Annotated in this window: 16 protein-coding genes and 1 pseudogene; 8 read left to right on the top strand and 9 right to left on the bottom strand. The window is 61.8% G+C overall.

Going from position 1 to position 25,928, the window contains the following annotated elements; genetic code table 11:
* Positions 1-156 precede the first annotated feature (156 nt).
* The 9 genes and pseudogenes from ACVW16_RS34335 to ACVW16_RS34295 form a co-directional block, all read right to left on the bottom strand.
* A complete protein-coding gene (locus ACVW16_RS34335; RefSeq protein WP_456802571.1) occupies positions 157-384 on the bottom strand; it encodes a hypothetical protein in 228 nt (75 codons plus the stop codon).
* Positions 385-484: 100 nt separating this feature from the next.
* Positions 485-694, bottom strand: coding sequence for a hypothetical protein (locus ACVW16_RS34330; RefSeq protein ID WP_456802570.1), 210 nt, complete (start codon positions 692-694; stop codon positions 485-487).
* Between the two features lie 86 nt (positions 695-780).
* Positions 781-2,646, bottom strand: a complete 1,866-nt coding sequence (drmB, locus tag ACVW16_RS34325) for a DrmB family protein (protein WP_456802569.1) — start codon at positions 2,644-2,646, stop codon at positions 781-783.
* 9 nt (positions 2,647-2,655) lie between these two features.
* Positions 2,656-6,195, bottom strand: coding sequence for a DISARM system helicase DrmA (gene drmA / locus ACVW16_RS34320; RefSeq protein WP_456802568.1), 3,540 nt, complete (start codon positions 6,193-6,195; stop codon positions 2,656-2,658).
* A 90-nt stretch (positions 6,196-6,285) separates the two neighbouring features.
* Positions 6,286-10,233, bottom strand: coding sequence for an Eco57I restriction-modification methylase domain-containing protein (locus ACVW16_RS34315; RefSeq protein ID WP_456802567.1), 3,948 nt, complete (start codon positions 10,231-10,233; stop codon positions 6,286-6,288).
* 8 nt (positions 10,234-10,241) lie between these two features.
* Entirely contained in the window at positions 10,242-13,421 is a 3,180-nt protein-coding gene (drmD, locus tag ACVW16_RS34310; protein ID WP_456802566.1) for a DISARM system SNF2-like helicase DrmD, read from the bottom strand.
* 120 nt (positions 13,422-13,541) lie between these two features.
* Positions 13,542-14,366, bottom strand: coding sequence for a hypothetical protein (locus ACVW16_RS34305; RefSeq protein ID WP_456802565.1), 825 nt, complete (start codon positions 14,364-14,366; stop codon positions 13,542-13,544).
* A gap of 340 nt (positions 14,367-14,706) precedes the next feature.
* Complete coding sequence (locus tag ACVW16_RS34300; RefSeq protein ID WP_456802641.1) at positions 14,707-15,123, bottom strand: hypothetical protein; 417 nt, start codon at positions 15,121-15,123, stop codon at positions 14,707-14,709.
* Positions 15,124-15,150: 27 nt separating this feature from the next.
* A pseudogene (locus tag ACVW16_RS34295) lies at positions 15,151-15,291 on the bottom strand (helix-turn-helix domain-containing protein); the annotation flags it as partial.
* 225 nt (positions 15,292-15,516) lie between these two features.
* Between ACVW16_RS34295 and ACVW16_RS34290 the strand changes: the two are divergent.
* The 8 genes from ACVW16_RS34290 (at position 15,517) to ACVW16_RS34255 (ending at position 25,890) form a co-directional block, all read left to right on the top strand.
* Positions 15,517-16,347, top strand: a complete 831-nt coding sequence (locus tag ACVW16_RS34290; RefSeq protein WP_456802564.1) for a metallophosphoesterase — start codon at positions 15,517-15,519, stop codon at positions 16,345-16,347.
* Between the two features lie 521 nt (positions 16,348-16,868).
* A complete protein-coding gene (locus ACVW16_RS34285; RefSeq protein WP_456802563.1) occupies positions 16,869-17,297 on the top strand; it encodes a helix-turn-helix domain-containing protein in 429 nt (142 codons plus the stop codon).
* 213 nt (positions 17,298-17,510) lie between these two features.
* A complete protein-coding gene (locus ACVW16_RS34280; RefSeq protein WP_456802562.1) occupies positions 17,511-18,761 on the top strand; it encodes a site-specific integrase in 1,251 nt (416 codons plus the stop codon).
* A gap of 5 nt (positions 18,762-18,766) precedes the next feature.
* Complete coding sequence (locus ACVW16_RS34275; protein ID WP_456802561.1) at positions 18,767-20,728, top strand: hypothetical protein; 1,962 nt, start codon at positions 18,767-18,769, stop codon at positions 20,726-20,728.
* Complete coding sequence (locus ACVW16_RS34270) at positions 20,706-22,607, top strand: integrase (RefSeq protein WP_456802560.1); 1,902 nt, start codon at positions 20,706-20,708, stop codon at positions 22,605-22,607. Before ACVW16_RS34275 ends, ACVW16_RS34270 begins: the two co-directional genes overlap by 23 nt.
* A 123-nt stretch (positions 22,608-22,730) precedes the next feature.
* Positions 22,731-23,258, top strand: a complete 528-nt coding sequence (locus ACVW16_RS34265; RefSeq protein WP_456802559.1) for a hypothetical protein — start codon at positions 22,731-22,733, stop codon at positions 23,256-23,258.
* Positions 23,255-23,713, top strand: coding sequence for a hypothetical protein (locus tag ACVW16_RS34260; RefSeq protein ID WP_456802558.1), 459 nt, complete (start codon positions 23,255-23,257; stop codon positions 23,711-23,713). The genes ACVW16_RS34265 and ACVW16_RS34260 overlap by 4 nt, the downstream gene beginning before the upstream one ends.
* Positions 23,710-25,890, top strand: coding sequence for an AAA family ATPase (locus ACVW16_RS34255; RefSeq protein WP_456802557.1), 2,181 nt, complete (start codon positions 23,710-23,712; stop codon positions 25,888-25,890). Before ACVW16_RS34260 ends, ACVW16_RS34255 begins: the two co-directional genes overlap by 4 nt.
* The last annotated feature ends 38 nt before the right edge of the window (positions 25,891-25,928 follow it).

The raw sequence follows: 25,928 nt of genomic DNA, 5'->3' as shown, positions 1-25,928 counted from the left end.
AGCAACCGCTTTCTTGAAGTACTTCTCGCCGATCGCATAGACGGGCCGAGCGTTGATCGTGAGCAGCTTGGTCAGATTATAGGGGAGCGGGCCGTCCAATTCTTCGGAATAACAATCCCGCGACCCGCTCGATTAAAAAATGATTATCTTTGCTTCTCAATCAATGTTCGTTCCCTCTCTGGCCATCGCCACCGCCGGCTCTCGTATGTAGTTTTCTATATGCACCGCCCCCTCTCGCCGCTTGATCTCCGAGCAATTCCGGCACTCTGCGTTCACCTGCTGGTGCCGCCCGTCAGAGCCGTAAATAGCCTCGGTAAGCTGACGGTCGGTAATGCCGGGGCGGCGACGGACGATGTAGACAATCACTTCGCGTAATGTAGCCATCTAAGCCTCCGTTATGGGGCTTCTTAGGTATCGGCACAAAAACCGAAAAGATAGTTCACCTCTCGGATTTATTCTCTACTTCGTGTTCGTATCAGAAAACTTAGCTCGGACGGTAGGAATACCCTTCTCTGCCAAAAGCGATTATCTCGCCTGTCTCTACACGGCGAATTTCGAAGGCGTCTTCATCCCCGGATTCGACTGTAAAGCCGAACGTCTGCGCACGCTTTGATAGATAGCGATGGATTTCCTCCTTCGGTTTGCCCGCCCGCTCCATGCGAATGGCTTCCAACACCAAGTCTCGAAAGGACATGCCGCTATTTCTCCTCCTTCAGGCAGCGCCGTAAACACTGAACAACTCGTACAGAGCAGTCCGCATGTAGCTGCAACGGATCTGCCTTAACCTAGCAACGGAAATCCATCGCCCAAAACCGTGCGGGTCAGAAGTCCTCGATCAAGCCGGGTATTCCGCGCCTCACAGGAGGTCTCGGGTACCAGCAAGCAGGCATGACAGGCCGCGCCTTGCAGTGGATATTCCTCGCTTCCTTCGCTGTGCTCAGCGCAGATCGGGTCGTTGGAGCAGATCGCAAGGCGCCGCGTGGCGCGGATGAGCAATTCGCCGGCGCGTTCGGCCATGTGGCTGAGGCCACCAAGCGTCCCCTGCCCTCCGGCCGTCGAGGTATAGATCAGTATTCCAAAACGATCAGCTTGGGCTGGGCCAGTGGAGTAAATGCGTTCCTTTAACGACGACAGCGGATAGCCGCATTCCAGTGCGAGCTCGGCCATAAATGCGTGCGACAAGGAATGCAGCGCCCAATAAGCGATGCCCCGATGCTTTGGCTCGCGATTAAAGCGCGCCGCGTCGCGCCGTTCTCGCTCGCGCAGGTTCTTTGCCTTGTCGACAGTCTCTTTGGCTTCGAGCCACTGCTTCAGAAACTCTGGCGCGACGTGCAGGAAGATGCCCTCGCCGAGCTGCTCGATCGCGGGCAACCATTCGACGTTGCGGGCAAGATCGGCGCCGCCGACGGCGAGCTGGATCTCGTCGAGCTCGCTTTCGGCCGGGGTCGGCGGCGGCTCCAGGCGGGTGAAGCCATAGAGGCAGGTGACCTCACGTAGACGGTGAACCCGCACGACGTTTTTCAGAAACGCATCCCACGGCGGCTGCAGGCTGAGCGAGGCCTTTGGCAGGGTCTCGCCGTAGAAGAAGGATCCGGTGCCATCGCTACCGATGATCTGCGCGCCGGTCGCCATCATGTCGAACTCGGCAATGTGCGGGTGCTCATTCGGGCTTCCGCCGGAGCCATCGTCGCTGTTCAGCGCCTGCAGGATCTCATCGTCCGAGAAGTCCTTGAATGCGTCCTTGAGCTGCGGGATCGCTCTCAACACGACGATGAAGTTCGGAAGAGCGCGAATACCGTCGATCGTGGTCTTGTTCTCCGCAATTGTCTGCCGCAGCTTGTCATTCGACTTCGTCAGTGAGATCACGGTCACGGTCTGCGCGAAATAGGTGTTCGTCGCCGAGCGCGGCAGCAAGCGGAGATCTTCGTTGCATGTTTCGTTCGCATCTCGCCGCGGCGTGAGCCATGGACTATGGCAATCGCACTTGCCGAGAAACTGCGGCTTGTAGAGATCGGCCATGCTGATCGATGCGCCGCAGGTGCACTGGACAGAGATGTCGGAGGGATCGGAGCTGACGCCGCGCTCGACCCAGTACAGCGGCTTGCGGCAGGATTGGTCCTTGCCGCGGTGGGTGAGATAGCGCCAGGTGATGTCCTGCAGATGGCCCTTGGTGCAGGCACCGACGAAGCGGATGGGGTTGACGCCGATCTTGCTGCCGGAGCCGGTGTAGGACAGCTTGCCGCCGGCGGTGACGTCGAGCTCGGAGAACTCCACCATGCGCCGGCGCTTCTCGTTGCCCGCAGCGGCCCCTGCTGGCACCACCGCCGTGCCGTTTGACGGCGCCTCGTTGACCAGGAACCAGCCGGGAAACAGCCGCACACCGACGCCAGGCGCATTGCTGTCGCGGCGGTCCTCGTCAAACATCGGCGGATGCCGCAGCCCTGAAAATGTCGGGCTGAGCTTGGCGCCGAGCTGCTGTTTCAGGAGCGCCACCAGACGCTCCTCCTCGACCGGCTTCCAGCTCGAACCCTTGTAGTCCCAGTCCTGGAGACCGGACACGACCACCGCATTGTCGGGCATGTCCATCATGGCGCCGGGACCATAGGTCAGCAGCAGCTGGCTGAAATTCTGAGTGATGTCGGCCATGAGAATCCACTAGGCGAGAGGGGTGCCGTCCGGCTTGCGAAGCTTCAGCAGCGAGACGGGTTCGGTATCGCGCATGGAGCGTCCGGCGACGAACCATTCCCGCTCCGGATCCATGTTCGGCTGCTGATCGAACGGATCCTGCAGCAGCCGCCGCACCGACTGTTGGCCGGCATAGGCGAACTCATCGCCGTTCTGAGTCTGTTTGTCGGCGATTTTGATCCAGGCGGCTTCCAGCTCGTCGAGCCGCGCGAGGCAGCGCGCGATCGAGGCGCTGTCCTCCTTGGCCACCTGCATCTTTGCCTCGATCACATCGCGCACACGCTTGTAGGCGGTGGGCTCGTCCACCACCTTGTCGACGGCCTTGTTCGGCGTGAGGCTCGGCGTCACGTGGCGCAGCGCCGCCACCAGGGTCGCGGCAAGCGCACGATCGAGCGCGCGCGGCGCGAACGGCGTGACGCTGGTGGCCTCGACGGCGCGATAGAAGCTCTGGTGGAAGGCGCGGAACTGCTCGTAATGTGTCCGGTCGCGCGGCTTGTGGATGTTGAGCAACGTGACCACAAGACCCGGCTTGTCGCCCTCGCGGCCAACACGAGACGTCGCCTGGATGTACTCGGCTGCCGTCTTCGGCTGACCTTGCACCACCATCAACCCGAGCCGACCGATATCGAGACCCACCGAGATCATGTTGGTCGCCATGGCGACATCGACGGCGTTCTTATCGGTGACCGCAAGCCCGAGCCGCGCCCGCGCATCGGAGACCTGGTCGGTCGAATAGCGAGAGGTCAGCTCCTGGATCTCGCGCAGGACACGATCGGCAAACGGTGCCCCCGACGGCTCGCGGCGGACACGCAGACGGCCGTAATTGGTCAGGTGCGCGCGGACCTCGTCATCGACAATGCGGCGCGCGCCGCCAAGCTCGCGCAGAGCGTTGAAATAGCAAAGCGCCGTCAGATACGGATCGGCCGGATCATCCTTCCCGCCGCTCGACAGCGCAGCTGCCCCAGACAGCAGGGTCTGCAGGGCCCGCAAAAACACCAGCTTCGGGCCGCGGCCTGGCGAGGCTATGCCAAGATAGAGTCGCGACGGCATATCGCGATCGGCCTTGGCGAAGAACGAGTCGTCACGGCCGATGCCCGGCGGCGGAAAGATCGCGGTGCGGTCGCGGCCGAACAGGTTACGAATTTGGGTCTCGGCCCGCCGCACGGTCGCGGTCGAAGCGACAATCTTCGGCCCGCGCAATTCGCCGTTGATCTTGCGTGAGGCCAGCAGATCGAACGCGGTCTCGTAGAGCCCGGCGACGGTGCCGAGCGGCCCGGAGATGAGATGCAGCTCGTCCTGGATGATGAGGTCGATCGGCCGCAACTCGGCCGACAGCTTGGTGCCGCCCGGCTCAGCAGCCCCATAGAAGCCGCTTGCATCGCTGCGCTCGACATGGCCGAAGAAGGCTCCAGCCCGGCCCTCCCAGGGCACATTGGCGAATTTGTCGACGGTGGCGATCATGAATGCCGGCAGGCGCTGGTAGATCTCTTCGTCGACGACCACGATCGGCAGCCGGCTGTCGCTGGAGAAGGCGCAGTCGATCTCGTAGCAGCGCAGGTCCAGCCGCCGCGGATTCGCCGCTGTGGGCTGCAGGGCGAACGCCTCCTTCTTCAGCTCCCCGCCGCACCACGGACAATTCTTCAGCGGCGCCGGCGCCGGGCCCTTGCCCTTCTTGTACTGTTCCAGCCAGTAGACTGCGGTGTTCTCTTTCCTGTTCTGAGCGCTGCCGAGATTGTTAGGCGTGGCGCCGCCCCCGACCCACAGGCCGATTTCGATCGGCCAATCGCCGAGGCGTTTCCTCTCCTTGCGCTCCAGCTCGAGCGCGCAAACAAGCCCCGCCGCGCGCTGCAACTGGTCGAGCGTCAAGAGCCGCAGCGTGTAGCGCATGACCACCGAGAGTCCTGCACCTTCCAGGCCCGGATTGTTGAGCCTGCGGCGCGCAATCGCGAACGCCGCGAGCCCGAGATAGGCCTCGGTCTTGCCGCCGCCGGTCGGGAAGAACAGTAGGTCAACGATCGGTCGGTCGGAATGGACGGGATCGACGAGGCCGTCGAGGTTGAGCAAGATGAAGGCAAGCTGGAACAGGCGCCATGTAGGCGCCTTCTGCTGGTCCAGCGGCTTCTTGTTGTTTGCGGCGCTGCGCTGCCGGTTGGCGCGCTCCATCACACGGTTCATGATACCGAAGGCTTCGCGGCTGAGCGGATCGGTTTGCAGCCGCGCCAGTCCGGATGCGATGCGCCGGCGCGCGATCGCAATGTCCTCCAGACATTTCTCCGCGATTTCGCGGCGGCGCTTGCCGTCGATGCCGGCGACGCGCTTCGCCTGCTCTTTGGCCCAGGCTTCGTAGGCGATCGGAAGTCCGGACAGCGCGGCCTCGAGCGTACCGACATCGTCCGCGGCCTTGCCCAGCGCGGCCATGGAGCGCTCGACGCCGGCAATGTCGATATCAGCGCCGAGCTTCTCGACCTCCTGCGTCGGCACCGGATTGGTGAAGACGGTCGTCACGCGCTGATTGCCATCCGGCACAATCCAGTCGCCCGACGTGTTGTGACCGACGGCATAAGAGCAGACGTCCTGATAGTGAAGGTCGGCCAGCCGCTCGTCGGCCTCGTCCGAGTCGTAGGAGGCGCGGTCGTCGCGGTGCCCGAATCCTTCAGCGAAATCGAGCTGCAGCCGGGCCTGGAAGCAGAATGCGAGGTCGCGGAAGCGAATGGTCTGCGGCCGGGCATTGACCAGGAACACCGAGACCGCCAGAAGCTCGCGTTTTACCCCGTCGATATCGGCGGTGTCGATCGGACGTGCCGACACGACCAGCTCGAGGCCCCCGCCCGGCGCCATCGGCGCGGAACTGTTTTGAATGATGATCCGCTGCGGCACGTCTCCTAGACGGATCGCAATCGGAACCATCTCCTCGCGGGGGATGCGCCGCCAGTCCAGTGTCTTGCCCGGCGGCGCTTTCGGTGCGTTGCCACTCGCCTCGGCCGCCTCGCGCGCCGGTTTCAAGAACACCGCATCATCCAGCCGGGGCTCGGTGACGTAGTCGCCCCAACTCACCCGGGCCTGCAACTGCTTGGCGTCGCGCGGCAGCAGCACGGTCAGCCCGATCGAGGATGGCTGGAACGAGCGCATCGGCGGCGATTCCGGATTGCCCTGATCCGGCGCATCGCCCTTGCCTTGCGCGACCTCAGAAAGACCCTCGCTGCCGCGCTGGGCTTCCAGCAGATCCTCTGCCTTCTGCTCCGCCGCGATGTCGTCAGCAGCCGTCGCTTCGGCGCGCGCCTCGCCGGTCTCGCGCTTCGGCCCGAGAAAGCCTGTCAGATACCAGGTCGAGGGCGCGACACCGGCGATCACCTCGCGGGCGAGATCAGGATCGAGGTCGGGATGCGGCCCGACCAAATCGCGGCGCAGGAGGTCGAGCAAGCGCTGGCGCACGGCCACGGGCGTCGTGGGTTTGGGCTGACCTGCAAGGCGATCGGTCGGCGCCGGCGGTGGCGGCACGGCTGTGTTCATGAGATCCCCCCAAAGTCACCCCAAGGCTTAGGCCCAAGCATCTATCATTCCGACGGCCAATAGCAATCAGCGGTTTAGTGCGCCTTCTGCTCATTCGCCGTCGAACAGCGGCCCGGCGCCTGCGTCGTCCAACTCACCGGCCCCGTCCTGCGCGGCTGCTGTTTGGCCTGCGACCACCTCCTCCGCATGCCTCTCGGCGTTCAGCGCCAGCAACCGCGCCAGCACGAGGTCGCGCTGATCCGCGGGCCAGAAATAGCGGCCTTGATAGGCGTGATCGTTTTCGGTCTCCTCAGTCAGGAATTCGGGCCGCAATTCGGCGGCGAGATCGTCCCAGCCATAGGAGTGCAGCACGGCGCGATCCATCTCGTCGTGCAGACCGCGCAGGGTTTGAATTGTGGAACTACGCTCTTCCGAAGAATGGAAACGATTATATGTCTTCGTCAATCCTTCGTCATTATCTGTCATCACCTGGCTCCGAGACGTGAAATACGCCTCACCAATCGGCTCAACGCTCTGCAACTCCAGCGGCAAAGCGTAATTCTTCAGACAGTCGGACGCTGAGTAGTTTACGTCATCTTTCAAGGTAGAGGCAAAAGCTCGCACCCACAGCTCGTGCACTCTTGATTGTAGCACAGCAAATATTGACGCTCGGTCATAAGGAATCACGACGATCTTTTCATTGAATATGGGACCTGTCCGAACAAAGGTCGCAACTACGTTTGGAGACACTCTGGGAATACAGATTGCTCTTTCGATCGCGCCCAATCTGCGGAATAGCTCCGGTCGATGCGCTTGATACGCCCACCACCGCCTTCGTAGAGGAATATTGTTCGGGTTGGCCCCAAGCTTCATGCGCTCCGGCAACACCTTTCTGCGTATGATATCTGCGAGATCGGGCCAGTCACCCAAAGCACCTTCCGACTCCAGGTCACTTACTTGAATTATGTAACGATCACCGGTGTGACGCGGACTACGAACGAGATCATCTCCACCCAGATACGGATGTATTCTCGCAGCATTTGCTGCATTCTTTCGTAAGACCTTCTCCATTTCTGCGAGTGGAGATGCAGCAGAATCGCCGTCATCAAATAAGAATCCTTGTCCGTAAATCTTACATCCGAGAGAATAGAACAAAGATTGGCCAAGGGGCCTCGGCGCACTGTCTTGAAGGCCTTCGACGAGGAATGCAGAAATTCTTTCGACTTTGTGGCCGTTCAATACTGGCGCAAGATGGGTTTCCCCCTTGAGCATATGTACCACGCTGACAACGACAGCAGCCTCGCCGGGCCAAGCATAGCGCTTCGTGGCTCGATAAATTGAACCACCTTGGGAAATCATTGGTTGGAGAGCTCCCTCACGAGTGTCTCCTTGAGAGATGGTATTTGTTGCGAGCATCCCAAATGAACCTTTCAAGCGCAGGAGCTTGAATGATTGTCGGAAGAAATATCCGACCAGATCGCAATGATGTCCCGCCGGAGCAAAAAAGTGCTCGAGGTACCGAAAATAGGACATTCCGAACCTCGCCGAAATGCTAGTTCCCCCCAAGAAGGGAGGATTGCTGACGACGGCATCAAAGCCCGGGTTCTCCCTCGCAAAGACCTCCGGAAACTCGACTTCCCAATGGAACGGCCGCCACCCGAACTCCACTCGAAAACCAGCGCCCTTACCTTTCAGTTTCTCCCAGTCAACGTTCACCCCTCCGGCAATCCAGTTTTCGATCCTCTGCCGGTCGTCCTCGCGCGTTTTCGGCTTATCATGTGTGAAGAACGCCGCGACGATCGCGTCGCCGACTATTCGCGCTGGCTCGCTCTCGTCGTGTACGCGCTGATACCGCGCTGCTTGCGCTTCTTGCCTCACGTCGTCGCTCGCATTGCGGATTGCTTCGCGACCTTCTCGAGCACGCTCAATTGCCTGCCTGATCGTCTCGCGGAATAGTGGCAGGCCGGGCACCGAAGCGTCCCAATGGGCGGCGGCAATCTCGGCCCGCGTCAGCCCGACCAAACTGTCGCCAGATTTCAGCGCGTGGTCGAGGAAAGTGAACTCATGATCCTTTGCGAGCGTGGCGAGCCAGAGCGACAGGCGCGCGAGATCGACCGCTAATGGATTCTTGTCCACGCCGTATAGGCATTTCTGCGCCACCAGACGTTTCGCATGTAGCGCCTCGTCCTCATCCGGAGGGATCTTCGGCTTCTCGGCGCCGTACATGTTCCAGGCCTGCTCCAACCGGGCACCAATCTGGCGGCAGGCTTCGACCAGGAACGCACCGGAGCCGCAGGCGGGATCGAGCACCTTCAACGACAGCACCGCCTCGGGCGAAGCCTCAGGCCCCAGCCGCGCAAAGGCCGGCTCCAGTGCGTGGCGGACGATCGGCTCGGTGAGCGAGCGGGGCGTGTAGTGCGAGCCGGAGCGACGGCGCTCCTCGGTCGGCTGCAGATAGGGCGCGCCTTGGCCGATCGGGACTGCCTTCGGCGAGGCGCGCTCATCGACCAGGGAGCCGAAGGCCTCGATCAGCGCGGCGACATCATGCGCGTCCTTGACGCCCTTGGCCTGCTTGGCCGAGAGCTTGATGCCGCGCTCCTTCAGCCATTTCTGGCGCTCGCTCGGCTTCTCAGCCAGTAGCGCGTCGAGCCCGATGAAGTTCGGCAGCTTCTTCTCGTCGCGGAGCGCGATCATACGCTCGGTCGCGCGCGACGCGGTGAAGCCCATCACAGTCTCGTAAACCGAGCCGATCGATTCGACATCGAGCGAGCGATAAGACAACCGCTCGCGGATGCGCTCGCCCGACAGGCCCCTGCCCTCAATGGTCATGAGGCCATGGAGGATGCGCAGGATGGTGCCGTCGGATACCGACAGGATCACCGCCTCGGTGCGGGCGCTGCCACTGCTGCGGCCTTCGAGGAACGGAAAGGCTTCGGGATCGAACAGCTTGCCGCCGCGCCCGGTTACCCAATCCGGGTGGCCGCCATGGATCAGCCGGAACGCTGCGAGCAGCTGACCCCAGCCGCCGCGGCGTTCATCCATCGTGTCGGGGTTGAGCGCTTCGTCTACTAGCAGCCGCGCATAGAGCGTCTTGATCGAATAGCCACTGTCCCAAAGCTGCTTCAGATGCGGATCGGTCGATGACGGCAGGAGGTCGCGATCCTCGGCATAGAGCAGGAACACGAGCCGCATCAGCAACGTGAGCAGGCCCTCATAGAGATGATGCGAATCGGAAGCCGCGATAGCCTCGATCTGGTTGGGAGCGGCGCGGTGCAGGCCGCGTAAGAGCTCATAGAGCGCGCCGAGCACCTGGCCTGAGAGCTTTTCGGAAACGGCGTTCTGTGCCTCGCGCGAGGCTTCCAGAAGCTTGCGTAGCCGCGTCTCCGGCGCACCGGTGAAGAATGCGTTGCGGCCGAGGCAGAGCTTTAAGCCTGCCAACATCGGCCGACCTTCGACGCGGCCAAGCGCCGCTAGCGGCCAAGTGAGCCAGCCCGCGGTTTCGCCACGCGGCGCATAGATCAGCCGAAGCGCATTGCGCGTGACCAGGATGCCGACACCGACATTGCTCTCGCGCAAGAGCCTCTCCAGCCGTTGATGCGGCGTCGCCTCCCATTCGCCGGATGCGAACTGATTACGGCCCTCGGCCTCCAAACCAGGATGCAGCATCACCAGTGCCTGCGCCGGAATGCCCTCCGGCGCCGCGCCGTTCCACAGCAGCGCGCAGTCCGGCGACAGCAACGTCTCGTGCTCCGGGACCGTCACGGTCAGCGCAGGATCAACAGCCGGTCCGCCCGGGCTGCCGGCGACCAGCTTCGCTGGCCAGCCGAGTACCTGCTCGAAGAAGCTCCAGGGATCCTGCAGCTCGAACAGCCGGTCCTGCTCACGCGGCGCCTCGGGATCGAGTCGGAGCGCGTTGGCCGCCGTCTCGGTGTCGAGCGGCGTCTGGCGGATCGGGGTGACGCCGGTCTCGCGCAGCACGTTGGCGCCGACGACGAGGCCTTCGGGCTGCAGATAGTTCAGCCACTCCGACGTTTCGTCCTGTTGGTAATGAAAGGTCATTGTCGTACTCAGTTCGTTGCCGGCCAGAGATAGACGAGGCCGACCGGCTCCAGCCGGCGCGCCTGCACCTCATAGCCCTGGCGGACTTTCTCAGGTTCGCTGTCCAACTCCTGCTGCAGCCGAAGCAGCTTGCCATCCCAGGAACGGCGGTCGGCCTCGAACTGGCGCAGCTCGCGCTCATGCTGCTTGCGGATATCGTCGTCAGTCGGACCGAACAAATCCATCTGCTGGGGCGCTTCAGGCGCTTGCTTGGTGCGCATCGCGTCGCGAACCCTGTCGATCTGCCGTTGCAGCAGGGTTGCCAGGGCCTCGGCCTCCCGCCGTCCATTCTCGCCGAGGTCGGCGACGGCCTCCTGCTCGGACTCCCTGGCGCGGTTTTCGATATGAGGGCGGAGGTCGGCGATATCGCGCTCGACCATCGCGGCCAGACGATCAAGAACGCCTGACGAAGGCGACACGCCGAGACGCAAGGCGTCGTCGAGCTGCTGGATCGTCGTTGCCTGGCCGGCCTCGGCAAAGGGCATCAGGGGGCTGTCATCCCGTCGGGTGTCCCGCCAAGCCGCCGTCACCGGGATGATCTCCTCGTGAAGGCGTCGCGCTCCCGGGCCGAACAGGCAGAGACGCCCAAGAAGGACGACGCGCGGCTGGGCGCCTGAGCTGACGATTGCCGTAATCCGCCCGATATTGCTCCGGAAACCCTGGCTGGCGAAGCGCGACAGCAGTCGCTTGACGAGACGGTGCTCGAGGTGAAGCTGAACCACGTCTTGCGGCTCCGGCTCGCCCTCACGCACGATGGGCGGCGCGAAGACGAGGCCGCGCACCGGAGTATCGCGCCGCCAGCGCGCTCGGTCTTTCGGTGTGGCCGGGCGACCTGGCCGGAGCTCGTCGAACAGTGAGGCCCAGCTCGGATCTTTGGCAAAACCCGGCGTGTCCGGATCGAGCAACACGGCCTCGGGCACGCTGAAGCTGCCCGGCTGCAGCGCGGCGCCGTCGTCCTTGAGGGCGATTTCGATGACGTGGCGGATGTCCGTGCCGTCGACGCCGACACGCTTCTTGGCCGTTTCGAGCGCACGCTGCAGCCGCTGCTCCTCCTCTTTCAGTCGTGCGACGCGTTTGTCGGCCTCGTCATCCAGCTCGCGCGCGGCGACGCCGACGCGCTCCGACGTGGCGCTGCTGATGCTGTCGGCCAACTTCGCCGCATCGCCGCGGCGGATGCCTTCTCTTGCCAGTGTGGTCTCGATGGTTTGGCGCAGGACCTGGCCGGAGGCGCCGAGCTGCTTGCGGATTACCTCGGTCTTGCGCACCAGGGCGTCCAGCACTCGGTCTTCCTCGCGCTGGGTGTACACGAAATAGCGACAGGTGACGGTCTTCGACGGCTGCAGTTTGCGGTCGATGCGGCCGTTGCGCTGCTCCAGCCGCGACGGGTTCCAGGGCAGATCGACGTGGATGAGATCGTAGCAGCGTGCCTGCAGATTGAGGCCCTCGCGCGCCGCATCTGTGCAGACGAGGATGCGCACCGGCTCCCTGTCAAACGGGGCGTTGAAGGCGATCTTGATGCGATCGCGCTCCTGCAGGCTGGTCTGGCCGGTGAAGTTGAGGATACGGCCCTCCAGATCAACGCGACCAAGGCTGCGCTGGAGCAGGCCCTCCTTGAGACGTTCGACCAGCCAGCGGCGCGTGTCCTCCCATTCGGTGAACAGGATGAGCCGGCGGTCCTGCCAAGTGTAACCGTCGTCGAGCATCCGTTGCTCGATCCAATCGAGGATCGCGGCAACCCGGGCGTCGGGTTGATCGCGCGCAGCGGCGCTGATGGCGAGCATGCGATCGACATGGGCGATGGCGGCATTGAGGTCGCCGAGCTCGCCTTTGGCATGATGGGTCGCCGCTTCGATCGACTCGTTGTCTTCGATGAGCTCGGACATTGTCTCAGTGGTGTCGGGGGCGAGTTCTTCGCTCTTCCTGGCAAGGCTCCTTCGATGCGTTGTGAGGGTCCGATGGAAAGCCGCAATCGACGAGAACAGGCGCTGCTGCAGATTGGCGAACAGAAAGCGCGCCTTGGTCCCGCCAGCTGACGACTGGCTGTACTCGTCCAGCATCACAGCAAGCCGCAGCTCGGGCGCATCCGGCGGCAGAGCGGAGATCTCGATCGGCTCGACGAGGCGCTCCGGGAAGGCATGGCCGAGCCGGCGCAGATCCTCCTTAAGCCGGCGCACCATCACGGGCTCAAGGTCCCTCGCCTCGACCGCAATGCCGCGTGTAAAACGCTGCGGATCGAGGATTTCCAGCAAGGTCGCGAACGAATTTGAGTGGCCGTTATGCGGAGTCGCCGAGAGGAACAACCGATGCTCGAATAGCGAAGCGATTTCGCGGACCGCCTTGGTCATCTGGCTTTCGACCGCCCAGGCTGCCCCTGACGACGGCGCGGCGTGATGCGCCTCGTCAAGGATGAACATTGATCCCGGTCGAAACGGAGCCAGGAGTTCGCGCAGACCACCCGTGTAGGTTTCGTCGGAGAGGACGCTGTGCGAGACGATAAAGCGCGAGCCGACGCTCCAGGGATTAGCCGAAAAGCCGCGGGTGCGGCGCGTCTCCAACAGATGCTCCCGGTCGACGATTGTGAAATCGAGACCGAACTTCTGCGCAAGCTCGTCCTGCCACTGCAGCAGCATGGACGCGGGCGCAGCGACCACGATGGTGTCGACACGGCGCCGCAGCAGCAGTTCCCGAACGATCAGGCCGGCTTCGACGGTCTTGCCCAGGCCGACGTCGTCGCCGATCAGAAGGTTGACGCGTGGCAGTTCAAGCGCCTTGGCGAGCGGCAGCAACTGATAGGAATCGAGCCGGATGCCAGCGCGAAACGGTGCTTGGAACAGTTTGCGGTCGGCAGCCGTCGCCGTTCGCCATTCGGTGGAACGCAGGTAGGCACCCAGGCGCTGCGGCCCCTCGAATGTCCTGGTCAGCAGCGGCGACCAATCGTTCGGATCGAGAATGTTCGGCTGCAGTTCTGCCGCATATGCGAGTTCGATTGCCTCGCCTTGGGAATCGTCCTCACATGAGATCAGAGAGAGCGTTTGAACTGGTCCGGTCTTCTTGGTTCCTTCAACGATCCAGGTCTTCCCTCGGACAGAAATGAAGCTGCCCAACTCGGGTAGAAATGGGCCTGAGGTCCCGATCGCGCCATCATTCATTTCCTGCCCCGAAGATCGCTGCCCGGCGGGCAGATCAGAATTCCGCTTAGATTCATTGGACGAAAGTAACGAGAAAAGAAAACCATCTGCTATGCGGAAGCACGTCTTAGTGCCTAGGGCTCACACCCATTTGTCCGAATGCGGGTGACGCGTTCCCAGTAGGTAGACGCCGGAGTGGACGTCGATCAGACTCCAGTCAGTCCTTTGCTTGCAAAGCTCAGCGAATAATCCATTGTTTTCATAAATCGCTCCCGGTTCGAAAGCTGCGTCATCAAGCTCACTCCCAGCAGCCGGGCGACTTATCACGCCCGCTTGATGCAACAGCGTCAAACCGGCATGAATCGGGCCGCCCGGAGGCAACATCGGCGGCGGGCTAACATGCGTCGCAGCAAGTGTAGGGTTCGCGAACAATGCGGTCATGAACATTGCTGTCCCATTCCACGCGCCGATATACGGCGGACGCTCTGTGGGGTTGAGAACGGGGCTCAGCCACCGCTCTTGGGCGCGTTCAAGCTGTTTCAAGGTCGATGGCAGCTCGTCTGGAAGCGTTACCTTTCCAAAAAGGAGGTGCGCGCCCGTAAGAGATTGCCTTATTGGCTCCGGACCACGCTCCAAGTGAAAGGTTAGAGCACGGTGCAGATCCGCAGCATTCCAGCTGGCAAGCAGATTTACGACTGCCTCCGTAAAAGACAGATCAAGTTTCGCGAGATGCCCCCACGAAAGCCCAACTGCGAAACAAACATGCCATGGATTGGCATCTGGGAATGTCGCCAAATGCTCACTCATTTCCCTCGTCGCGAGTTCGTTCAACGACTTTCCACTATCGCGGAGAAGCTGCAGTACCTTGCCGCGAGCCGGTCCCCCGCGAACTCCTCCCCCTTTCTCACAGAGAGAGTTGAAGACACGCTGCGTTTCGTTCACCGTCTTTTTGATTGGCGCTTTCATCTACTCTACCAAAAAAATCTTCATCACCCTGCCCTCCGGCGCCGATCCTCGATGAGCTCGGGCTACCCATTTAAACGAAGCCCGCATTGGCGCACCGGGAACGCATACGGCGAATTGACGGTTGGACCCCGGTCTAGGCACGCCCTGGACGCTGACAGAGGGCACCAGAACAGATTTTCCACCAGGGCCGTAGGGAAGAATCGACTAATTACAACTGTCGGGCGAGGATTGAGCAAGATAATCCTTTGTAGCATCGGGCGCTCGCGATCCTTAAGCGCCTCGAGGCGAACGGTTTACCGTTCACGCCTGTCGAGGAGTTGTGGCGGTCGGCCGAGCTTGTTCAGACCCGCTTCCAAATGAGCCGAATGCGCCCCAATAAGCGCTGATCGTCGGCGAGCGTTTCGGGACTTATGCTTTCGGTCGGGCTTAGATGCCACACCGAACGGGACTTAATCGCTCGACACGCCAACAGGCGGTTCTCCATCTGGACCAGGAAGAGGCAGCCATTGACGAGTTTATGATCTCTCATATCCACGAGAATCTCATCGGAATGACCAATCAGAGGGCCCAAATCGACCTTTTCGCCTCCCATGACTACAAGATCCGCGATGTTGGCCTCAAAGCCGCGCAAGAACGAGTGGGGCACCAGAACCAGGTCGCCCTCGATCTTCACCAGTTTGATGGTGCCCCGCCCAGCCAATTCGGGCGTCACTCTGCAAATAAGTGCGGTCTTCTCGGTCCACAGGTCATTCGGCATCCCTTTCCCCGTCGCTAGCCACTCCAGACTATAGCCTAGAACGTCGCTTATACTTGACAACGTCGCAACAGACGCTTCGCGAGCCACGCGCCCATTCAGGATGTCATAGAGCCACTGCCGAGAGACGCCAAGTCGTCCGGCAAAGCCACTAACCGTTTCTTTTCCCATAACTATTCTAACACGCTCGCCTATTTCCTTGGCTTGCTGCGCGTCAAATTGCTTCTTTTGATTACGAGGCGACATTGGCCTGCGGCGGTAAGAGGAATTTGACGCGCCGCTGAATCTGCCGTCAAGTGTCCAGTGTGCTTGACAACGATTCGTAACGGCGCGCCGTCGAATCCTTCATTTGTGCCTGGCGTCGTCAAGCTTGCTGCCGGCTCGCTGGAGAATCCAATGGACGCACTCCCGATCTCAGACATTCACCTGGAACGGCGCAGCCCAAAGGACGTACCGCTCCTGAACGAATCCTTCGACGTACTGATCTGTGCGGGGGACATTTGGGAGGGACAACCGCAAAAGGCTGTTCAAAGCATTGTGGACCTCGCTCGCGGCAAGCCGGCAATCATCGTCCCGGGGAACCACGATTTTTACGCCGGTCCAGACCAGCGCACGATTTCCGAGGTTCTCAGACTGATGCGTCAGGAAGCAGACCGGCTAAATGCGCAAGTCGGCAACGAGATCGTTACCATTCTAAGCGCTGACAACCCTGTACATGAACTCGAGCAGACCCGGTTCATCGGGCTGACGCTTTGGAGTGATTGGGCGCAGGCTCGCCGTTGGGTCGACGTTTCGCACGATATCGAGTGGGCAGCGCGGGGCCGTGCGGCCGCTGGTCACATCAAGAGCGGGCCGCGCGAGTATGGGGCAATCAGAACAGAACGGGGTCGCTGGACTCCTTACGACGCAGTCGCGGAGCACGCACGTGAGAAGGCAATTCTGCTCGACGAACTCGTTTCCGGTCACGAAGGTCCAACCGTCGTCGTGACACATCATCCTCCCCTCGCGGATTGCATCGATGCGTACCCGAAACTCAAGATACCCTGGTGGGCTCCCGCCTTCTACGTGTCCGATGTCCTACGTAGCTTGCCAGAGCGACTCCAGCCTGACCTCTGGATATGCGGACACGTTCACGCTCCGTATAATGCTGAATGGGGTCGCACGCGCGTGGTGTGTAATCCCGTTGAAGGCGGGAAGTTCAAACCTGATCTCATCGTAGAGATTTGAGCATGACGAACGAAGACGCCGCGCCTGATTGGGAGGCAACAGAGGAAGGCATGCCCTCATACCCAGCGTCCGAAGATTGGAGAGCTGAGCTCGTTTGGGCATATCATCGAATTTTTCAGCCCCCGGAAGCGCACCCAGACTTAGCGGAAGGGGCCTTCATCTCAGTCAAGTCTAGTGGCAGGTCGCGGAACGGGGCGCCCGTCGTTCCCTGCCCTCGTCTCTTGAACGCCAGTAAGGCAATGGCCGGTCTTTTAGACTTCCGGTCTGATAGAGATCGCGCTGGGTATCGCGCATCAGTGGGCTTTGCCGCGAATCCCAGCGCTAGGAATTAACTTAACCAGCATCAGACTGTCGGCGCCTCCTACCAGCTCTAGTGAGCTGTTTGGCGATCCAGCTACAGCGAGCCCGCTTCACGGACCTGTGGATAAGTCATCCAATGCACCCATTATAATGGGTTGATACCGCGCTTGGCGCCAACGCTGAGCGCGAACGGAGCTTATTGAACCTGCTATTGCTTACGTATGCCACGTCAAAAATCACCTTCACCAGAAGAGATCCGAAACCGTCGAAGGGCCCTGTCCGAGCGGGCGCGGCAGGCGCGCCTTGCATTACCGCACGCCATTCGCGAAATGCGCGAATCCCTCGGCCTATCGCGGGACGACTTCGCAGACCTGATCGTTCTCCTGCTCACTTCTCGCCAGATTGCAGACATCGAGACCGGCCGCTCCAATCCGACCGCGCGAACGCTCGAAACTGTCGGACGAATCTTTGGCTTCCGTCTTGGATTTATACCAGTCGCTGGAGTGCGCGATCGGCCCGACATCCCGTCGACTTGGCTGCCGCCGCGGCCGACAGCAAAACAGGCCGCACGTCGCAACTCACGGCATAGGGCAGCTATGAAACGGAGAACAGACCGGATGCTGCGAAAACGACGTAGTGGTCTCGGATGACCTCCTCAAAGTGCCTAGAGTCCGGCCACTTCACCTTCTCCGAATAGAGCGGCGATTTCCCGTGTTCCGCTTCGAACCAATGAGATGACGGGAATCGGATCCAACGAAGTGCCAGAATGACGCTCACTGCCTCGATAGGTGAGCGTCTCTCAAAGAAGAACCCACAAACGATCAGACGACGGGAAGCCTTCCCGGCAACGAGAACTTTGTCACATGGCCAAAATCTTTCAACCGAACGAGGAAAGGCTCGCTCGGCTTGGCTTCGCTTCAGTCGCCCATGTGCCGGTGATCTTCGACGGCCGTCAACGCTACTGCCGGGAGTACAATCGCTATCTGCGGGAAAGGGCAGAGTTGGATTGGCAGCCATCCGGGCTCTTCAGCGAGCGTCCCTCCTTGCGAACGCTCAAGTTGATGGCTGAACACCTGACCAACTGGCATTGCTGGTGCGAGTCGAAGAGCCTCGATTGGCAGACTGCTAGGTACTCTGACGTGTTGCTCTACCAGAAGGAGCAGAATTCCGGATCCTGGTCCAAAAAGGGCGGACCACTCCAGCCCTCGACCTGCAACGTGAGAGCCGACGAGGCTACCCGCTTCCTGACCTGGGCCGCACACCGAGGCCTACGGCCAGAATTCAAGGTCAACCACACCGTTCAGCAGAAGCGGGTTAACGGGCGAATGCGGACGGTGACTGTTAGACCTGGACGGCTCAAGGAGCCGCTGGCCGAAAGCCGGGTCAACGCGTTCAAGCTGCCCTCACCGGATGACGTTCGTCGGTGGTTGGCAGCGGTGAGGCAACGCCGCGGTTATGCAAAATATCTCGTCTGTCGCTTCATCCTCGAGACCGGAGTGCGGCTCGGCGAAGCCGAGGCGATGCCCATCGCCGCTTGGCCATCGCTCGAGAACATCGAACAAGCGGTCTTCCGTTGCGACGTTTTCGTCGAGGTAGCTCTGACACGCGGTACGAAAGGAGGTCGCCCGAGAACCATCAGCGTGCCGATCGAGCTTGCAAGGGAAATCCGTGCCTGGATCGACGGGCGACGCAACACATACGTTTATCGCTATTTTAAAGACAAGCGAAAGCGTCACGATAATCTCTTCGTCTCCGATGCGCCAGGGCACGTCGGCACGCCAATACTCAGGCACACGATTGGTAAATGCTTTGCCGAAGTTAGCCCGCGTCCGAAGGTGTGGTCGCCGCACAAAGGGCGCCACGCGTTCGCATGTTTCTTTGTCCTTTTCGCGCTCGAAACCGAAGCTCGTGCGCAGAAGACGACTACCGCTGGCATGGGCGTGAATTGGATTCACAATCGCGGCGCCGAATGGCTGAAGATGCTGCAGCGGCAATTCGGCCACGTGGACGAGGTCACCACGCAAATCTATCTGAAATGGCTAGCCACGTCTGTCGGCCTCGCCGAGATGGCCAACGGCTGGCACCTCTATCTGGCGAGCGACGAGGAGCGCTGACCCAAATGAATGTCGTCCCCTTCAACGCCGGATCGCTGAAGCTGACCATCAAAGCTCAAAGCGGTGTCGTTTACGACGTCGATTTGAGCGAATTCTCGGTCGGCGGGAAGCTGGAAAATGTTCTGTCCAAGTCAAAGCACATCTGGGCAGGAGATTTTCATGGTCGACCTTTGTTTGCCATGGAAATCGCCGAGCTGTTTCGGATCGAGCGGCCCGAGCCAGAAGCATCGAAGCATATTCGATATGCTTTCCGCGGGTTTTTCAGATTTCTTGACGCGGTTGAGGCCAAGCACGGCACTCCGATCACCTGCATCGCCGACGTGACAGACGCCCACGGACCGATGATGCTGGAATGGATCGCCTCCGCCAACTCCCTCCAATATCGACGTGCAAAGGGAGCGCTTGATGCCTTGCGCCGCTTTCGCGGCCTGCCACCGTTGTTTTGGCCCGCGCGCTCGGGCGACAATGTGTCGGCGGCAGAGCCGGTCGATAAAGAAGCGGTTCGTCATCTCTTTAATGCGTTCAAGCACGAGGCACGCTGCATCAAGCGGATGCTCAAGGAGGGAGAGGATCTCGCGTCTCGCGGCACTGACCCCCGCGGGGACACAACCCTCGTTCGGGAATGGGCCTTGCCCCAAAACCGGGCTTGGATAGTTAATCAGCTAACGCGGGAGCGCCTTCTAGACCGGCAAGGCTTCAAGGATCACGGTGCCTACAGAGGTTTGGCTCAAGGTGGCTGGAAAGGTCCCACTTATCTAGCACCGAACATGAGTGAACGCGGCCGCGAAGGCATTGTCGGCGCTTTGCGCTGGTTCTATCCGAGCTACCAGGACACTGCTGTCTTTCTGTGGCTCTTCCTGCTCGGGACCGGCTGGAATCTTTCGACGGCACTCGGGCTCGATGTCAGTGAGGATGATGCCTGGTCTCAGGCACATCCGCACAGCGAGCAGTTTGCCGTCATCCACGCCTTCAAGGCGCGCGCGGACCGGCATCAGTTCACACTGTCCATGACAAAACCGGAGTGGCATCCCTATCAGGTCGTTCGGTACATAGTCGAACGGACAAAAGTCTTGCGCGCCACCCTCCGTCACCGACTGGATCTCGCTCGCAAGGACTATGCTCTCTCTCCCACGGTCGCAAAATCGGGCAAGATTGCTGAACTTGAGGCGTTGGTACGCAGTCCGTGGCTTTATCACACCGTGAATAAGACCGGCGAGGTGTCGGCGTTCAATAATGCCGATTCCAACCATCTCGGTCCGATCGCCCGCACTGTGGCCGCTACCCATCGGCTTGTCGATCGCTATCCCTCGCTTGAGAAGATCGGGACCTCCGACGCGCGGGACGCTTGGATAGGTTACGCCTATGTCCAATCGGGCTATCACGTCTTGCTCACCCAACTTGCCAGCCAGCACGCAAATATACGCACGCTGAAGCACTACCTGAAATCCAGGCGATATCGTGAGTTCAGCGAGAAGCAGGTCCAAAAGGTGCAGGATACTGTTTTCGCTGAAATCTCTACCGGCGGCGTGGTCGATCCCACGCGGCTGCGCCTGTTGGTAGCCAACGGGACCATCACGGCCGAGCAGGAGCGTCGGCTTCAGGATTTCAGGCAGCGGACTCGCCTTGGCCTCGGATGCCTCGATCCGACCAATCCGCCACGCCAGATCGCACCCGATCACAAGAGCGGCGCCCTCTGTCGAGTGCAGCGCTGCACCGGTTGCCAGCATGGCGTCGTGTTTAAGGAGAGCCTTAGCCCCCTGGCCCGCGCGTGTGCCGAGCTAATCCACATTCAGCGCACCATTCCATACGCCGCGTGGAGCGGATCGAGCTTGGAGGACGAACTCGCCTCGATCGAGGAAACGCTCAAGGGCTTCGATCAAACCGAGGTCGCAGCGGCCATCCAGGAATGGTCTCACAAGCTCCAGACGGGAGAGGTCAAGGCGCATGACACGTATCCGATCTATTGATCCTGCGGAGCGCGCCTATGAATGGCGTAACAAGACCCTTCCAACGCTCGGAAACTACTCTGAGCTCGCGGCAAAGCCTTGGGAGGAATTGCGCGAATACGAGATTTTCGAGGGCTGTCGGCTCGGAGACGAGGAGCTCGTCGTCCCGGAGGATTGGGTGCCGCCAACCACGGCGAGCCGGCTGTCAAAGCGGACGGTCAAACCGTCCAGCGCAGGCGTGCCGGCAGAGTCTGAGGCTGCCAAGACGCGGGACGAGGCAATCCGCCGTGCGCTGTTGGCGCTTTGGCTTCCCCGGATGACCGATACCGGCGTCAGACAGTTCAAACCGACGCCTTGGATCGACACTGCCAACCTCCTCCTGCGTCTTGCCGAATGGCAATTCAGCAACCTGCCGACCGAAGATAGCTCAGTATTCGGTGGTTTCACCATAACCAATATCCTCCAGGAGGTTTTTCCTGCCCTGGCGCCGACAAAGCGGGGCCGAGACGATATACGGGCCCTCTTCCGCCATCTTGTTGACGCCGGGACGCGCGGTCGCATTTCTGACTGGCCACGGCTCTATGCCGAGGGCGCGTCCCCTAGCGAGGTCAGTGAGCCGACGATCGAGCGCAACCGGCATGGCCGGACTGAACCTGCCCGAGTCGAAAAGACAGAGCAGCGCAACTGGCAACCGTTCTCGGACAGCTTCGTCACCGAGTTCATCCGCCGTGCTCTCTGGGTCCATGCGAACTTGGCTGACCAGCTTATCCCACTGTGGGCTGAGCTGTGCGAAGTCACGGCCAGCGAGGCAGCGCGGGGACGCTCGACCTCTCATCCTTCGGTCATCGCGTTGCGTAGCGCCGCTATTGAGCGCGTTCGATGGGTGGACGCAGCTGGCAGGCCGATCACGCAGCTTCCCTTCGGGATTGCCCGCCGAGACGGCGTTTCGGACCAGTGGCCGCCGCGCAACGCCAGCGACATCAACCGCATGGTCGGTACGCTTCAGGCTATGAACTTCGGGATGATCGATTTCTGCACCGGAGCTCGTGCGAGCGAGCTCGCGGCCGCGGAAGACAACGAAAACCAAGGCTCGGACCATCGTCTTCACTCCGTCACGTACAAGCTTATCGATCAGATCGGCGGAAAGAAGCGGGACTGGCCGTTGCATCCGGCAGCCGCACGGGCAATCGAGGTACAGCAGAAGATATGCCGCGTCGTTCGCCCGGCAGGGCAGACACACCTCTGGGTCATCCTCGGCGACGGTGACAAGCTCGGCAATCGGCTGCTCAATCTCACCGAACCCTTGGTCCAGGCCGTAGATCACCTCGGACTTTCCGGATTGACCGGCCGGGACCGTGCCCATGTGCACCGCTGGCGGCACACCGTCGCCCGCCTGGTCGCTCTCTCGGTGGTTGGTGCACCACAGGTTCTGCTCGACCTGTTCGGCCACCGCGACCTCGAAATGACCTTGCGCTACATGCTTTCCGATCCGCGCATCATCGAGGATGCGATGAAGGTCGCCAAGGAAACCACTTTCGTCATGGCCGAAGAGGCCCTGGCCGAAACTATCGAAGGCGAGGCCGACGGGCCCGCGGCCGCGCCCCTGCAGGCGGGACTAGCCGCAACCGGCATGCGCCGCGGCGAGCAAGTGTTCGACACTGCGACGTTGCGCGAAACCGCCGAGGTGCTCACTTTCAATGGCCGCTTTTGGTCCCTGGTTCGTCCCGGTGTCATCTGCACCAAGGGACTCGGTCAGGCTGGACCTTGCACTAAGGAGCGGGGTGCCCCGGATCCCGGCGCCTGCCGCACTACTTGCGAACATCGTCTGGAAACCTCGCGCGCGAAACAAGGCTGCGAGGGAAACGCTGCGAGCGCTCATTATCGAGCGCCAACAAACTGACAACGATATGGTTCTCGCGAATCTCGACGGGCAGATCCTAGCTAACCTTGAGCGCTGGGACGACGTCCGCTCGCGTGTGCTCAACGATCATCCTGAAATTCAAAGCATCTGGGGGGCCAACCGATGAGCACGGACAGGCACGTTGGCCAGCGCAGGATCGCGCAGGCAGGTGCTGCGTATGCAAGCGAAAAGCATCTCGAGAGCAAAATCTCGCTCGAGGAGATGATGGGGAAGATCGAGGGTGAAATCGACGCCAACGACGGCATCTATCCTTACAACGACGGTAAGCTCACCGTTGACGAACTGCTACGTCGGGCCGGCAAGAGCCCGGCCTATCTCCAGAAGAAAACGCCGAAGATCGAGGCGCTCAAGAACGAGGTGAACGCCTGGATCAGACGGGTCAAAGGTCAGATCGGGTCGGGCGCGCCCTCCGTCCGGCGCGAGGTCAACTCGCGAGTCAAGGTGGCGAACAAGCAGCTCGACGAGATCAGGCAGAACTATCACGAAGCCGAGCTTCAGCTCACCCGCGTCACGGCCGAGCTGGCGGATGCCACCCGTAAAATCGGCGAGTTGGAGAAGAGAAACACCGAGCTTCTGAAACAGCTCGCCGGCAAGACTGTCGTTTCCTTGAAACCGGAGCAGCGAAAATGAATCCCCGCTCCGTTGTTCCGTCGATCCTTGAAAAGCTCGAGCCCCACCTCGAGCGGCTTGAGCTCGCCTGGTCCGCGCAGCCGAAGGCCAATCGCATACCCACCCTCCCCCTGACGCCGGAGGGCAAAGTCAATGTGCGCCAGCTTGTACGGGATCTCGGTCTCCGGGAAACCCTCGAGCAGCATTTCTTCCGCAAGCCCGAACTCGCCGGGCCGGTGAACGCCCTCGCCCACGTGCAAGGCGTGAAGCCGATCGGCTCACGCCTGCTCGACGACGTTGCCGACGCCGGCGTCCGCAAGCGCCTCGGCCGGGATGCCGATACGATCTCCGAGCTGCGCAAGGCAATCGCCGAGCGCGAAGCGCTGGTCGGCTCGCTGCGCGACGAGAACGCGCGACTCAAGGCCCGCCTCGCGCTGGTCGAGGAAACGGGCCTCGTGTTCAGGGCTCCGGCGTGACCGACATCGTCGTCGACAGCATCGTCTCGCGGCGTGACTTCGGCACGATCTTCGCCGGCCGCCTGGCCGACGGTTCTTCCGTCCGGGTGAAGGCCACGACCGCGACTATGCTCGGCGAGCCCTCGGTCGGCGAGCTCTGGTCCGTGGAAGGCGATCTGTCCGGCACGCAGTGGGGACCGCAGATCTCGGCCAGCCGCGCAGTGCGGGCCCTGCCCAGCGGCAAGCTGATGGTCGACTATCTCGCGAGCTGCGTCGCCGGCATCGGGCCGGCGCGCGCTCGCAGGCTGTGGCAGCACTTCGAGGACCGCCTGCCCGAAGCACTCGACACCGGCGACGTCGCGGCCCTCGCGGCGGTGATGGACCCCGACCGTCCCGTGCTGGGGCCAAGGCTCGCGGCCGCGCTCGTTTCCGCCTGGAAAGCGATGGCAGGCGAAGCGAGGCTCGTCGAATGGCTCGCGGCCGTCGGTGTGACCGAGTTGCCGCTGGCCCGGCGCGTGCACGCACTGCTCGGCGCCGAGGCGCCGCGCGCGCTGCAGGCAAACCCCTATTGCCTGGTCCCGCTGCTCGATTGGAAGCGGGTCGACGGCCTCGGTCTGCGGCTCCTGAGCGAGAGCGGTGAATCAGATCCCGTAAACCACCCTCACCGCCTCGTGGGTGCAGCGGATGCCGTGGTGAAAGACCTGGTTGGCTCCGGTTCAACCGCGATCGCGCGGGACGATTTCCGCGAGCGGCTCGCCGGCAAGCTCGACTGGCCACTCTCCTCCCGAGCGCTCGACCATGTGGTCGAGCATGCGATCGAGCGGCGGGCGGTCATCGCCTCACCTTCCGGACTCCTGCGGGCGCCGGGATGCGCCCTGATGGAGGATGCCGTAGTCGGGCAGCTCCGCACCATGGCGGCCGAGGGCCCACCAAACCCGCTAAATCGCCTCCTGGGTGACCTCGGAGGCCAAAAGGCTGTCCTGAGTCAGGATCAGGCCGAGGCCGTCCGTAGGAGCCTGTATGCCGGTTTCTCGTGCCTCCGAGGCGGTGCCGGCACCGGCAAGACCTTCGTGACCCGCACGATCTGCGACCTCTGGGAGCGCGCCGGCGGCCAGTTGCTGCTGGCGGCCCTCGCGGGCAAGGCCGCCTTGCGGCTATCCCGATCGACCGGGCGGCTCGCGCGCACCGTCTTCCGGACGCTGCGCGAGTTGGATGAGCGAGAGGCGATCGAGGATCAGCTCGCCGGCGAGCTTGATCCGAGCGAGCGCGAGCAGCTTGAGACCAAGCTGCGAGACTTGGCGCAGTTAACCCCCGACACGCTGGTCATCCTCGATGAAGCCTCGATGGTGGACCTGCCGTCGCTGCACGGTCTGCTCCGCCGGATGCCGCAAGGTGCCCGGCTTCTGCTCGTCGGCGATGAACGGCAACTTCCACCGGTGGGGTTTGGGCTGCTGTTTCACCGCTTCGTCGACGATCCGGCCGTCACCTCAACGCTCACCACGGTGCACCGCCAGGCCGTGACCACGTCCATTCCAGGTATCGCAGCCCAGATCCGCCGGCGGGAGATGCCAAACCTGTCCGCTTACGTCGGGCCACATACCGGCGTCATGCTTGCCCGCGCGTCGGGGCGCGACGAGATCGCCGAGAAGGTTGTCTCGATCTGGGGCAAGCTGCGCGACGGTCGTGACGTCATGATCGTCACGCCGGTCAACGATGGCCCGTGCGGCGTAAGCGGTCTCAACCGGCGCCTTCACGACGAATATCTGCGCAAGAAAGACCTGCAGGAGCTCCGGGGGCCGCTCGGTGATTTGTTCTCGCCTGGCGAGCCGATCGTGCACCGGCGCAATTGCTACAAGCGCGGACTCTTCAACGGCTCGATGGGCATCGTCCGGCGGATCGACCGGGCCGAACGTCAGCTCGTGGCCGTTTTCGACGACGAAGAGCATGTATTCGCCTCTGAGGACTTGGTCGATCTCTCGCTCGGGTATGCGCTCACCTGCCACCGTGCCCAGGGCTCCGAAGCAGACTACGTCATTGTCGCGCTGCCGCAGAGCCGGCTGCTCGATCCGTCCTGGCTATACACGGCAGTTACGCGCGCCCGCCAGCAGGTCATCATCGTTGGGCAGCCGGAGTCCATGCGGGAAGCCCTGCAACGGCCGTACGCCGACGAAAGGCGATCGGTCGGATTGCAGTGGTGAGCCGCCGCCTTGCCGAGGTCAAATGTCAAACAAATTGA

This window comes from Bradyrhizobium sp. USDA 4474 (genome assembly GCF_054057515.1).
This window is presented reverse-complemented; position numbering and strand designations above follow the sequence as displayed.